Source organism: Brevibacterium senegalense (assembly GCF_000285835.1).
Taxonomy (GTDB): Bacteria; Actinomycetota; Actinomycetes; order Actinomycetales; family Brevibacteriaceae; genus Brevibacterium; species Brevibacterium senegalense.
Window position 1 is genome coordinate 374,299 of record NZ_HE978600.1, and the last position, 13,441, is coordinate 387,739.

The 13,441-nt window shown below is 59.9% G+C and carries 7 protein-coding genes and 3 pseudogenes; 3 read left to right on the top strand and 7 right to left on the bottom strand.

Going from position 1 to position 13,441, the window contains the following annotated elements; translation table 11 throughout:
• Positions 1-122: 122 nt before the first annotated feature.
• From mobF to HGBR_RS01785, 7 genes and pseudogenes are all read right to left on the bottom strand, one after another.
• A pseudogene (mobF, locus tag HGBR_RS20975) lies at positions 123-1,085 on the bottom strand (MobF family relaxase); the annotation flags it as partial.
• Between the two features lie 109 nt (positions 1,086-1,194).
• Entirely contained in the window at positions 1,195-2,256 is a 1,062-nt protein-coding gene (locus tag HGBR_RS01760; protein ID WP_026077248.1) for a DUF3644 domain-containing protein, read from the bottom strand.
• Between the two features lie 43 nt (positions 2,257-2,299).
• Positions 2,300-5,380, bottom strand: coding sequence for a type III restriction-modification system endonuclease (locus tag HGBR_RS01765; RefSeq protein ID WP_026077249.1), 3,081 nt, complete (start codon positions 5,378-5,380; stop codon positions 2,300-2,302).
• A 5-nt stretch (positions 5,381-5,385) separates the two neighbouring features.
• Positions 5,386-7,236, bottom strand: coding sequence for a site-specific DNA-methyltransferase (locus HGBR_RS19220; RefSeq protein WP_040364514.1), 1,851 nt, complete (start codon positions 7,234-7,236; stop codon positions 5,386-5,388).
• A 4-nt stretch (positions 7,237-7,240) separates the two neighbouring features.
• Positions 7,241-7,906, bottom strand: a complete 666-nt coding sequence (locus tag HGBR_RS01775) for a DUF4391 domain-containing protein (RefSeq protein ID WP_026077250.1) — start codon at positions 7,904-7,906, stop codon at positions 7,241-7,243.
• Positions 7,899-11,171: a helicase-related protein gene (locus tag HGBR_RS01780; RefSeq protein WP_019157619.1), complete on the bottom strand. Its 3,273-nt coding sequence runs from the start codon at positions 11,169-11,171 to the stop codon at positions 7,899-7,901. Before HGBR_RS01780 ends, HGBR_RS01775 begins: the two co-directional genes overlap by 8 nt.
• A gap of 5 nt (positions 11,172-11,176) precedes the next feature.
• A complete protein-coding gene (locus HGBR_RS01785) occupies positions 11,177-11,377 on the bottom strand; it encodes a helix-turn-helix domain-containing protein (protein WP_019157620.1) in 201 nt (66 codons plus the stop codon).
• 315 nt (positions 11,378-11,692) lie between these two features.
• Between HGBR_RS01785 and HGBR_RS19225 the strand changes: the two are divergent.
• From HGBR_RS19225 to HGBR_RS21115, 3 genes and pseudogenes are all read left to right on the top strand, one after another.
• Positions 11,693-11,929: pseudogene (locus HGBR_RS19225) on the top strand (transposase); the annotation flags it as partial.
• A gap of 214 nt (positions 11,930-12,143) precedes the next feature.
• Positions 12,144-13,199, top strand: a complete 1,056-nt coding sequence (locus HGBR_RS15970; RefSeq protein ID WP_245533239.1) for an IS110 family RNA-guided transposase — start codon at positions 12,144-12,146, stop codon at positions 13,197-13,199.
• 155 nt (positions 13,200-13,354) lie between these two features.
• Positions 13,355-13,441: pseudogene (locus HGBR_RS21115) on the top strand (IS3 family transposase); the annotation flags it as partial.

The following is a 13,441-nucleotide window of genomic DNA, read 5'->3' on the forward strand; positions in this document are numbered from 1 at the left end:
CGGTAGATTGCACGGCAGGGCCTTGGGTGTGAGGGATCTTGAGGAATTTCCATCCTCACCCAAGGCCCGCCTCTCACTCACCACCGACACCAGGGGACGCGGGGCACGGCACGCACTCTGAAACCGGAAGAGCCCATATACTCCTCGATCAGCCGGTCGGTTGCCTCGTCGATGTGGCGTGCACGCGTCGAGAACTCCGCAACCAGCTCCTCGGGAACCTCGGCAATCGCCCATGTAGGGTTGCGGTCCCGGCCACGGGCACGCGACTCCCACTCCACACCGAGCATCCGCGTCAGATGATCAGCATAGACGGCCTCGTGCAGTTCCGAGAGAGCAACGGTCGCCGCGTGCAACGGCCGCCGTCCAAGGATCTCCACCTCCCGTCCAAGACGGTCTGCACCTTGTTACTGATCACCACGTCCGTGTGCAGGTGCGGGTCACTGGCACGGGAGTCGTAGTCGCGATGACACCGCGAACATCGACCTGGGCGACAGCACCGCCGCCAGCATTTGCACCAGTGCGAGTGGCTGCAACCTCACGCTCCATGTAGACGATCATGTCCGCAACCGCGTCGTGATGCGCTTGGGCAATCAGGGATTGCGTACCTGCATCCGCAACCGCCCACAGCACACTGGCGGATTTCGGGATCGAGAACGTAAAGTCGAATCCTGCAACCGCCCGTCGCGTCCACGTTCGGCTTCCTCGGCCTCTATTGCAGTGACTGCGCGGGCACGTGCCGCCGGATCAAGGTGCGAGTCAAGGGTTGCGGTCCGCTCTTCGACGCGTTGCGCGATGGTCTTGTAGACCGGATAGGCGCGGCCCAGGGGCGCACCCGTCACTGTGTCGCGGCCCATCCCTACCAGTAGCTGGAGCTGAGCTTCGCTGACTTCGTCGCCCGACGTGATCTGGCCAGTCCCGAGAGCTGGGAGGCCGCTGCCCATCCACCGGCCAGGAGGAGTGCCCTCCGCGCTGTAGTAGCGGGGCAGCGGCGTCGACAGTGCCCGGTCTCCGTCCCCGGCGGCGACGGTCCGCAGGAGGTACTTGTAGCCGTCCCCAGCCGACATCACCCGCTTCGATACTGTCACGCCCGTTCACCTTCCCTGCGTCACGAAGGAGGTGAGCTACCGGGACCACCGGACCTCGATCTGCAAGAGGCGTGGTGGCTCGAATTGGAGGTCGATGGCTGATCTCAAGCTACCGGTCGTCGGGCCTGACCGTCGGTCTGTGCCCAACGAGCGAGGTGTAGTCGTCTTCGACAGAAAGCGCTGCAACCATCCGGTCAACAAGCTTCGGGAGGTAGGCATACTGCTTGAACGTTGGCGAATAAAGACAGTACCCTTCAGAGTTCGGCAGTTGGTCCTTCGACTGCGACTTCACGGGACCGATTCCCCACTTCTTCCGGAGCCTAGTGAAATCGTTAACACCGAACTCGAACGGGATGCGTTCTTGTACCTGCTTTGCAGCCGCGCTGGGCAGCACCTCGTCGCCGTTCGCTGCATTCCTGAACTTCTCAGCAACGATAACGCTACCCTGCTGACCCACAAGCTCCTGAAGCTCGTCTGGAGTCAGCTCATCCTGTCGGACGAAGTTCAAAGCCATGTCGGCATCGGTCTTCGGCCCCTTCACCGGCAACAACAGGAGACGGTATGCGTATCGTTCATCACTTCTAATCGACTCATCGAGTGCATCCTGGAACTCCGCGATGAAGGTGGACGTACCTTGCGGAAGCCCTCGCCGAAGTGAGCGCTGCTCTTCATACCTGGTCGGGCTGAGGGACTGTACGAAGACGGGAAACTTCAACTCAGTCCCGAGGCTTGCCGCCGATCCAAACCGCCGGACCAATTCTGATTCAAAGTTGATAATGCAGGCGTGAGCTTCGGCTGCCGTCGTAACAAGGACTGAGTCCTGATAACGATGCTCAACGTGATTACGCAGGCCGATGAAGAACTCGACGTTCTTCCGGATCGGATCGTTATCCTTGAACTCGTGCTTCAGGCACTGGCTAAGATCCCATGTCTTCTTTGAACCATCGGGGTTGCGCTTAAAGGTGCGCCGCTTGTCATTCTCTCTATAGAAGATCTCAACCTTTCGGCGCATCCGATCAGCGTGCATGAGGTTCTGCCATGCCAGGTGAATGTGGACTATGAAGTCAGCGAAGCTGCGTCGGTCACCCGGGCGATTGTAGAAGTCGATCGCCACCAGCGCTTGGCGACGTGCTTCCTCAAGGGTGTGCTTCCACGCTGGGGGTCTGGCCATGGATCAACAGACTTTCTGTCGAGAGTCGGAGCGGGACAATGAATCAGGCGGTAACCAGCTGCATCAGCTCGGTGTAGTCGGTGACGACGTCGTAGGTGACGTCGCCGTCGTTCTTCTTGTTGAGGGAGGCGAAGAACTTGCGGGCGCACTCGATCTTTGCGTCCTCGACGCCCTTCAGCTGGAGGGTCGAGAGTGAGCCCTTGGTCTCCGCGACGAAGTAGACGTGCTTGACGCTGCCTTCCTTGAACGCGATCGCCCAGTCTGGGTTGTAGTCTCCGACCGGAGTTGGGATGAAGAACCCGCGTGGAAGCTTCGCGTAGACGGCGACCTCGGTGCTGGTGTCCAGCTCGTTGACGAAGGCACGCTCGATCTTCGAGTCGGTCACGACGTAGTCGTAGATGTGTTTCGTGAGCTTGGCACCGGCGTAGGTGAAGTCTTGCTTGGTCTGGTTCTCTGTGAAGATCGCAGAGTCGAAGGTCTCGTCCAGAGCGTCGTAGGCGAGGTGCTCCACGATGACGGTGGCCTTCTGCTCGTTGATCAGCCGCGCAGCCTCGGTGATGAAATGTTCCGGGTTCAGCCTGAACTTCCCGAACGTGTCCGGTCGGACACCCTTGAGGATCGCTGCGACCGTACGACGGGTCAGCTTTGTCTTCTCGGCGATCTCACCCAGCAGGTCGTACTTCACCTGCGAGCCAGCCGTCACTTCCTCGGTCACGGTCTCCGTGGTGGACACCGCGAATCCCGAACCTTTCGAAAGGTCGTCGGCCTCCAGCTCATCACGCTGCTTACCTGACTGGATGACGTACTGCATGGACGCGACGTTGAGGTGCTTGTCCATGTGGTCAACAGCCTTGTGGATCAGTTTGTCTGAGTCGAACTCGACCTGGTAGACCGCCTTGTGGTTGATCCGACCCCACAGGTTCTGGAACTCCTTGCGCGCGAAGTTGGCCTCGTTGAGGGGAACCTTCTTCGGCTTGCGGTCATCCGTGGGCTTCGGCACGTCGATGTACAGCGAGTCGACCAGCGGCCAGACGAAATCCACCATCGGCAACAAGACCTCCGACGCTGGGACAGCAAGCGTCCCTTCAGCCTTGGCCTCCTTATAGGTCGGCGTGATGTGGCCGTCATCGTCGATGTAGTCGTTGCGCGCCAGGTAGTTGTAGAGGGACCTGGCCAGTTGCTCCTCCACGATCGATTCGCCCGCGGTGGTCTGGATCGTCTTGCCCTTGAAGAAGTTGACGCTCGCCTTGCGCGGGCGGGCAGCCAGGGACTCCGAGATCTCCTTCTGGAGCTCATCGACAAACTCAGTGTAGGACTCGTCGGTGACGACGGTCAGTTCGTTGATGTCGTGGACCCGAGCGCCGACGGTCGACTCGTCCATGCGCTCGCCTCGCTGGTCTACTGCCAGGCGGAGGCCACGGCCGATCTCCTGACGTCGGGAGACGGTGTTGTCGCTCTTCTTCAGCATTCCCATGACGAACACGTTCGGGTTGTCCCACCCCTCGCGCAGTGCTGAGTGGGAGAAGATAAAACGCACGGACTCGTCCAAGGAGAGCAGTCGCTCCTTGTCCTTAAGGATCAGGTCGTAGGCATCGATATCAGTGGACTGGCCCTTGTCATCACCCCGGCCGGAGACCTTGCCGTCGACCTGATGCTTAGATTTCTTGTCGATCGAGAAGTAGCCCTGATGGACCTCTCGAATCTCGTCGCGACGAAGGTACGCCTGGTACGCGGCGGTCGCCTCGTCGAGGGCCAGCTCGCCGAGCACCTCGTCGCGAATCAGCGCGTACTCCTCCTCGAACATTCGCGCGTACTCGCCGAGCGTGTCTTCTCGGGAGTAGTTGCGGTACTTTGCCACCTCGTCGATGAAGAACAGGGACAACACCTTGATGCCCTGGCTGAACAGCTCTCGTTCCTTGTCCAAATGTGCACGAATGACCTCGCGGATCTGGATGCGGCGCTTGGTGTCCTCAGTGACGTCGCGATCGGCGAGCTGACCGGCGAACACGATGTCCCCATTGCTCAGCTCGATCACGTCACGATTCGCATCGATGTCGATGACCACGAGGGACTTACCGTCGGGGCGGTAGGCCTCCAGCCCATTCGAGAGATCGTGGAGATTCGTACCCTTCTCCACCCGCTTCACCAGGCGCTTGATCCCCGTCTTGGTCTGGACCTCGATCTCGACCCGAGCGCGCGGTAGCGCACCCTTCGCAATCTCAATCGCCTCAAGGTACAGGTAGGCAGTAGACCCAGCCAAGCCCTTGACAGTGATGCCGCGAACGGCAATCTGCTTGACCAGTTTCTGGTTATAGGCATCGAGTGCGTCTAGCCGATGCACCTTGGTGTGCTCCACCTTGTGTGTTGCGGAGTAGCGAAGCATCATCAGCCCGTTGAAATTCGACAAGGCCTTGAGAGACTTCTCCGCGCCGATTTTCTGTGGCTCATCAATGATCACGATCGGACGGTTAGCCGCGATCACATCGATCGGTTTGCGGGACTGGAAGTCGTCCAGCACGTCGTAGATACGCCTATTGTCTTTGCCCGTCGCATTGAATGCCTGGATGTTGATGATCATCACCTGCACACCGGCATCCGAGCTGAACCGCTCCAACTCATGGAGTTCAGATGAGTTGTACACGAAGGACCGCGGCTTGGTCCCGTACATCTGCTGGAAGTGATCCGCAGTAACATCAAAGGACTTCTTCACACCCTCGCGGATCGCGATCGACGGCACGACGATGATGTACTTCGACCAGCCGTACCGCTTGTGCAGCTCCATGATCGTCTTGATGTAGACGTAGGTCTTGCCGGTACCAGTCTCCATCTCAACGTCGACGTTCGGAGCATGGGGCGCAGCTTTGCTATCCTTCAGCACAGTCGAGAGCGGTAGGTTGCGAGACTGTTGCACCTTGTGCACATTTCCCAAGAGCTGCGCATCTGTCAGCGCAATCTCTGCGTTGCGCAGGCCAGAATCCGAGTACAGCGGGGCCATACCCGTTTGAGGTCTTCCGGGGTCGACACGATACGAGATCCCGTCATGCTTGGGTTGGCCTTCAAACACCTCGACCACCGAATCGACGGCAGCTGTCTGGTACTGCTGAACTTTGAACTGGAGCTTCATGCTGATCAGATCGCCTTCACTTCAGTGGTAGGGGATACTTCACGGAAGATCTGCTCAGCGTTGATCCGTGCGGAATCGGAAATGAACGCGTCATCGCGAAGGACTACACGCAGTGGTTGACGGTGCGCCATCTCATGAAGCACATTGTCTGGGAGATTCTGATCAAAACACGCGAGGATCGCGCCATCATCGACGATAAAGACGCCGCATCCGTCAAAAGACTCACGAACGATCGATACCGACAATTCAACGCCCCAGTCCAGCAGGACCTCGAACAACAAATCTTCAGGAGACCTATGCGGCTTGACACTCCCGACGAGGCCATCAAGGGAGGCCTGTCCAGTTTCGTCGGGCAAATGGAAATTACCCAGGAGGTTCGTGCTGCTAATCGTAAATGCGCGGAAACCGTCCGCTGATATTTCTAGCTCTCCTCTAGCTTTCCCGCAGACTCCGCGAATCCTCTTCCTTGCAATCTCGGCGATGCTAATGTAGCCAGCCCTCGAAGCTCCCGAGTCAGGCGGCACTGACTCTGCGAGCTGCACGAGAATAAATCGTCTGGAGCCTCGATCCGCGACGTTCTGTTGCATCACAGCCTGAGCTGTGGTTCCAGAACCCGCGAAAAAATCCATGACTATTGAGTCTGTGTCGCTAGCAATACGAATTAGATGCTGGATTAGCTTGACCGGCTTAGGAAAATCAAATATCCCCTTCTCGCCGATTGCTGATTCAGCCTCTTTTCGCCCAGTTCGTGTAACTCCAAATCGCTCGCTTGTCATGAGCGATCTCGGGCGAGCCCCAACCTTCTCATAGTTCTTCGTATAGACAAAGCCCTTTTCGAAAACCAAGGCATTATATTCGTCAGAGACTTTGTCTTTCCCCCAGCGCCAACGTGCGACCTGCGATCTCCCTGCTGGCTGCTCTGGTCGGTAGGAACGCCCATCTGGTCCGATGATGTCGAAGTCTAGACTGGATACATATCCCAGTGTCTTAGAATCGAGGCGAACTAGCGAATAGCGACCTCTTTCGTCTTGACGATTGTAAGAAGTGGAAACTACTGCTTCGGGATCGGCATTGAAACTAGACAAAGCAGCATTTCGCGCATAGGCGATGACATACTCATGCTCGACAACTGCATACTGCGAATCATTCTTACCTGTACCGCCCTTTTTCCAGACGAGCTGGCCAGCAAAGTTGGACCCACCAAACACTTCATCGCACAACTTACGAAGCTGCGGCGCCTCATGATCATCAATGCTAATGAAAATAATCCCGTCGTCGGAGAGGAGATTTCGGGCGAGCTTCAGGCGCGGGTACATCATGCTCAGCCAGTCTGAGTGAAACCGCCCGTTGGACTCACTATTAACGACGAGGCGTTCCCCTGTGCTTGCGCTTTGACCTGAGCGGGCAAGGTAGTCGGATCTAGATTCAGCGAAATCGTCGTCATAGACGAAGTCACTTCCAGTGTTGTATGGGGGGTCGATGTAGATGAGTTTGACCTTGCCCAAGTAGGACTCCTGGAGCAGCTTGAGTGCTTCCAAGTTGTCTCCCTCGATGAAGAGGTTCTTGGTCGTGTCGAAGTCGACGGACTCCTCGCGGACGGGACGGAGGGTCTTCGCGATGGGAGCGTTCGCAGCGAAAGCCGCAGCGCGCTTGCCGGGCCAGTCGAGCCGGTACCGCTCCTGGGGTCCGTCGACGACGTGGTCGGAGAGTTCTTGGCGGAGGAGGTCGAAGTCGACGGCGCGCTGTGGGTTGCCGTCGGCGTCGAGGGTCTCGGTGACAACGGTTGGGAACAGCTCGGCAAGCTTGTCGATGTTCGCCTCGGTCAGGTCGGGCGATGTCATGCGCAGTTTTTCCATGGTCTTACCTCTGCTGTTCCAGCTGTGTTTGTTTGGTCTTGAGGGTTCGGCGCAGTTCAATCTTTCGGTTGAACTGCTTCTCGTTGCGGAGCTTGCGCTCCAGGGTCTTGATCTCGCGTTCGAGCTTGCCAACGGTCTTCAGCCTGTCAGCGACCTCCGACATGCCTTCGCCTGGACGAACTTCCACATCGGCAAGTGGTTCGAGCAGGGCGGCGTAGAGGGCTGGCAAGGTGATCGCTGTCGGTAACGGCTGGCGTTCGGTGTCAGCTGGTTGCCACCCGGTGCTGAAGTACTGGCTGATCTTCGGGGTACCTGCACCGAGTTGCTTGTGAGCTGCGACCATGCGGGTCTCGCACACACCGGCGACGTCGCGGTTGACCTCGAAGATGATCGGGCGAGGTATCGATTTGTCGATGGTGCTCAGCACTGGTTCGGAGACGTCCGAGCCCTTCGCATCAATCTGGAAGATCGCGATGTCCGGGACCTCGTCAGTACCTGCCAGGTTGATCGTCGCTTGCGCGAGGTCGTAGGTCCAGAACACTCGATCGACCTCGGAGATGAACTTCTCCCGCAGGGCCGTGTTGACGCTGGCGTGTTCGTAGAACTTCTCCTTGGGCACCCGTCTCCCGAAGTGGGCGGCGCTCGGCCACTGATACAGCAGGTCAGTCACCGGCACCAGCCTCCTCCGTGGAGGTGATGACGGCGATGAACGCGGTGAGTTCGAAGTCGTCGAGTCCGGCGATGGTCTGGGTGAGGGCGGTGGTGGGGCCTGGGGTGAACAGGCTGTCGATGTCGCGTTCTTCGGTGACGTCGATCATCGAGTGGATCGCATCAGTCAGTAGCTGAGAGTACTGGCTCATGTCGGCACCGTCTCGGGTGGCCTCGTTGAACGCGCGAACCGCGTTGGGGACAGGTTGGTCGTAGGGGCGGCATCCGGTGCGTAGGAGGTCGAGCAGGTGCTTGGCCTCTGTGTGGTCGGCAACCACGTGGCCGTCCTCGTCAAGGTAGACGAGGTAGTGCGGGTGGAGACGGTTCCCACGGTTCATGTGTTCGTCCGCGTTGACGTTGCGCAACGCGAAGATCACACCCGGCACCAGCCCCTTACCTGGGTCGGCAGGGACGACGGCATGGAGGCCCTTTGGAACGGTGGCGAGGTCGCCGTATTGCTTGATGTAACCGAGGAGGTCCATGCGGAAGTCGTTGAGTCCGAGGTCGGTGATGGAGACACCGGTGCGGACGTCTTCCAGCTCAATGACTTCGTCTTGGAGTTTGCGGAGTTGTTCCTTACGGAAGGCTGCATCCGGGTCTTCCTGGGTGAGGACGTTGTCGTCGGCGGTGCCCGCGATGTCGGCGATGACCATCCGGTTCTCGACGCGTTCCTTGAGGTTGATGTACTCGTCTAGTGAGATGTCGGGCCAGAAGTTCACCAACTGAATGACCTGGTTGGTGGACCCGATGCGGTCGATGCGTCCGAACCGTTGGATGATGCGTACCGGGTTCCAGTGGATGTCGTAGTTGATCAGGTAGTCGCAGTCCTGGAGGTTCTGTCCCTCGCTGATGACGTCGGTGCCGATCAGCACGTCCAGTTCGCGGGTCTCTCCGGGCATGGTCAGCTCGCGCTGTTTGGAGCGCGGGGAGAACAGGGACATGATCTGCTGGAAGTCGTAGCCCGTCCCCAAGGTGGCGTGAGCACGGTTGCCACCGGTAATGACCGCCGTCTCCAGCCCGGCGGCGGCAAGTGCTGGTGCGAGGTTCTTGTAGAGGTAGTCGGTGGTGTCCGCGAAGGCGGAGAACACCAGGACCTTGCGGTTGCCGGGGTTGATCGGATGCTGCTCTTTGGAGCGGATGATGTCCTTGAGCTTGCGGAGCTTGAGGTCGTGGTCTGGGGTGACCTTGTTCATCTCGTCGAGGAGTTCACGCAGGGTCTCGCGATCGTTCCACAGGTCGCGTTGCCAGGACTCGATGTCGAGGTCGTCCAGGTCGATGCGGATCTTCTCACCGAAGGAGAGAGCTTCGATGTTGGCGTCGTCCTCGTCGTCGATGTCGAAGTCCCGGTCTGCCATGTCCGGGACTAGGTCGGCGAGGTTTCCAGCGTGGTTGCTGATCCGGGACAGGGTGTGTGTGACGGAGCTTTGGATCTTGCCCAGTGTCAGGCGGAAGGCCTCAACTGAGCTTTCCAGGCGCTTTAGGAGGTTGACGGTCATCAACTGTTTAAGGCCTTGCTCGCGGCCTGCCTGCCCCAAGTTCGACCGGGCGTTCCCGGTGGTGACGTCGTAGAGGTCCTCGTACTTGCTTCGTCGCGAGGGGAACACGTAGGCCAGCGGGGTGTAGACGGCCAGGGTGAGGGCCTGGAGCTGTTCGAAGATGTCGTTGAATCCGGGCACGTCTGGGAGGTCGGTGAGCGGTTCGCGCACAGAGATGGGCGTGAGGCGTTCGGGGAAGGCGCCGATCTCGGTGGTGTCGTAGAAGGCCTGGATGTGCTTGCGCGATCGGGCGATGGTCACCGAGTCCAGGAGTTCGAAGAAGTCGAAGTCCAGCATTTTCAAGATCTGGTCCGTGGTGCGGTGCTCGGCGTCGAGCTTGGACCATTCGTTGAAGACCCGTTGGGCGTCGGAGAAGACTTTCTCCACGCTGGTGGAGATGTTCAGGTGTTTGGCGAGATTCTCCGACTCGCCTTCGTAGGCGAGTTGGAGCTGGTTCTTCAGGTCGTTGAACCGGTTGTTCACCGGGGTTGCCGACAGCATGAGGACCTTGGTCTTCACGCCCTCCTTGATGACCTGTCGCATGAGTCGCTGGTAGCGCGACTCCTTCTCCTCCGCGTAGTCGGCGTTGCGGAAGTTGTGGGACTCGTCAATCACCACCAGGTCGTAGTTTCCCCAGTTGATACGGGCGAGGTCGAGGCCGAGGGATTCGCCTTTCGTTCTTGACAGGTCGGTATGCGCGAGGACGTCGTAGGCGAAGCGATCCTCGCGGAAAAGGTTGGTGGTGTAGTTGGAGTTGTAGTTCGTCCAGTTCTCCGCCAATTTTTTGGGGCACAGCACCAGCACGGACTTGTTGCGTAGCTCGTAGTACTTGATGACGGCCAGCGCGGTGAAGGTCTTGCCCAGACCGACGGAGTCCGCGAGGATGCAGCCGTTGTAGGTTTCCAGCTTGTTGATGATGCCGGTGGCGGCGTCATGCTGGAAGTTGTACAGGCTCTTCCAGACCTTGGTTTCCTGGTACCCGGTGCGGTCGTTGGGGAGGACGTCGTCGTTGATGTCGTCGAGGAAGTCGGCGAACAGGTTGTAGAGGATAAGGAAGTAGATGCGCTCTGGGGAGTTCTCGGCGTATACCGTGGCGATGTGGTCGCAGACTGCCTGTGTGACGTCGTCGAGCTGGTCGGGGTTGTTCCAGATCTGGTCGAACAAGGCAAGGAACGATTGGGTTTCAGCCGCGCCCTCGAACTTGGTGACGACATTGGAGACGGCCGGGCCCTTCTCAAAGCCCAGGTCAGTGGTGGTGAACCCTTGAATCGGGAAGTAGGCGGCGCGGTCGTCGACTGCGGCCAACGGCTGCATGGGACTGCCTGTCGCGTTGGAACGGAACGTGACCTTGCGGCGCACCCAGTCCGCGCACTCCCGTGCGATGGCCTTCTGGGTGAGCTTGTTGCGCAGCCGGATCTCGAACTCGGACCCGGCGATTGCTGACTCGGCGTGCCCGGCAGGGATGAAGAACTGACGGCGCTCCTTGCGGACCTTGTCGGTCACATCCTCGGCCACGAACGACGGGGACGTGAAGATGAACTCCAGCTCGTCGACCCGTTCCAACTCCTTCTTCAGCGCCTCGAAAGCGAAGATGGAGAACGTGGAGGCCGCGATCCTGACCTTCGACCCACTGGCCAGAACGGTCTTGAGGTCATCGCCTAGAAGGTCGGTGACGTTGTTGATAATGCGCACGTGAGTCAGTCACCTGCCTTGGTGGAGTCCGAGTCGGCGGCGCCGTCGTTGCGGACCCAGTCGTCGACCTCGGTGGCTTGGAACTTCCAGAGGCGACCGATTTTGTGGGCGGGCATGCCCTTGTCGGCGATCCACGTGTAGATGGTGTCCTTGGTGACGCCGAGGTGGGCGGCGATGTCGTCTGCCGACAGCCACGGCTCGCTCACGTTGGTCCTCCCTCGACCGTTCGGGCCCCACCGGCTGGGACGCCGTGCTGATTCTACCGAATCAGACCCAGTTTGTGCGGAGATGTCCCACCCAAGTGGGGTGCACGCCACAGCTCCATGAGCCAAAATGAGGTATGGAACGAATCTTCCCTGACGGCGTGGAAGCCGTCCGTGAGCGGGCCCCCGGGCCGATCCATGTTGAGACAGCGACGTGAATCGCCCCGGGTTAAATAGAGACATCGTTAACCCGGAAGGATGGGCGGCACGGTCGCACCACGGAAGTACCCTGACGAGCTACGCGAGCGAGGGACAAGGATGGCAATCGATGCGCGACAGGACCCGGCCACTCGAGCCGGTGCGTTCCGTCGGATCGGGGAACAACTCGGTGTCCACCCCGAAGCGCTGCGGACGTGGGTGAAGAAGGCTGAGATCGATGAAGGACTCAGACCGGGAACCATCTCGGATGAGGCTGCCCGGATGGCCGAACTCGAGAGGGAGGTCCGCGAGCTGCGGCGGGCGAATACGATCCTGCGGCAGGCATCGGCTTTCTTCGCGTCAGTACCAGACTGAGGGTGTCTCGGCGGGGCTGGCTCGTTTATTCGCTGCTTTCGTAGCTTGTCCGCGATGTGCCGTCCCGCCGGGGCCCGCGGTGCTGGAGGTGGGCGTGGCCTGATAGGAGCCTGCTGGTTCGAATGCCCAACTGAGGCGTGCTCGTCCACGTTCGGCATCGCAGTCCGAGCAGTACCGGACTGGGAAGGGGACTGTCATGGCTGTCATCGGTATCGACGCTCACAAGGACTGGCACACGCTCGTCGCGGTGGACGAGGTGGGCCGGAGGATCAAGGAGCTCACGGTCGAAGCACGTGCCGTGGGGCATCGGAAGATCTTGACCTGGCTGGAAGGCTTCGAGACTGTCACTGTCGCGGTCGAGGACTGCCGTCACCTGACACGTCGGCTCGAGGCGGACTTGCTCAAGGCCGGCCATCGAGTCGTTCGCGTGCACACCAGGCTGATGGCTGGCATGAGGCGCAGCAGCCGGGAACGCGGCAAATCGGATCCTATTGATGCGGAAGCCGTGGCCCGGGTAGCACTTCGCGAAGAGGACTTGCCGACTGCTGAGCTGCCGGGCACGTCCCGGGACATCAAACTGCTGTCTGACCATCGCAGGACGCTGGTTGCCCAGCGCACGGCGATGCAGTCCAAGGCCCGCTGGTTCCTCCACGAAATCGATCCGGAGCTCGAGATTCCTTCTCGTGCTCTGCGCCGGTACCACCTCCTGGATGAGCTGATCGAGTACCTGGAGCCGGTCGACGGGGCGGTCGCCGAGATCGCTCGCGACCTGCTGGTCGATATTCGCGAGCTGACGGCCAGGATCAACACGCTGGAGAGCCGCCTGAGCCGACTGGTGCGAGCCGGCCATCCCTCATTGGTCGCCGTCCCGGGCATGGGAACCTTGGGCGCAGCGATGATCATCGGCGAGACAGCGGGGATCGCCAGGTTTCGCTCCCGCGATGCCTACGCGAGATTCAACGGCACCGCGCCGATCCCGGTCTGGTCAGGCAACAAGGTCCGCGTTCGACTCTCGCGTGGAGGGAACCGCACGATCAATACCGCTCTGCACATGGCTGCCCTCACTCAGATCGTATGGGCGCGGAAGGCGCCACCTACTACGACAAGCTCATCGCCGCCGGCAAGACGCGCAAAGAGGCTCTGCGGCTGCTACGACGTCGACTTTCGGATCGCGTCTATGCCGCTCAGAAGGCGGACGTGGTCCCTGCCGTCCAGTCGCCTGCGCGCGATGCCCCAATGGAGCGGTCGATGATCGAGGATCCTGCGTCGTCAATGGCGCTCATGGCCGCCTGAGCGATCCAACTTGACATAGGAGCATCGCGGAGCCAGGCCGCCCCTCCCGGTGATGTGCGCGTTCATCGACGCGCACCGGGACGAGCACGGGGTCGAGCCGATCTGCAGGCACCGGTGCATGAGGAGAACTACGGCGTCTACGGGGCGCGGAAGGTTCATGCCGAGCTGCGCAGGCAGGGCCACGAGGTGGCCCGGTGCACC

Excerpts from the sequence above, each read along its gene's own strand:
- HGBR_RS01760 (WP_026077248.1), bottom strand. The coding sequence starts at position 2,256 with ATGGCCAGACCCCCAGCGTGGAAGCACACCCTTGAGGAAGCACGTCGC.
- HGBR_RS01765 (WP_026077249.1), bottom strand. The coding sequence starts at position 5,380 with ATGAAGCTCCAGTTCAAAGTTCAGCAGTACCAGACAGCTGCCGTCGAT.
- HGBR_RS19220 (WP_040364514.1), bottom strand. The coding sequence starts at position 7,236 with ATGGAAAAACTGCGCATGACATCGCCCGACCTGACCGAGGCGAACATC.
- HGBR_RS15970 (WP_245533239.1), top strand. The coding sequence starts at position 12,144 with ATGGCTGTCATCGGTATCGACGCTCACAAGGACTGGCACACGCTCGTC.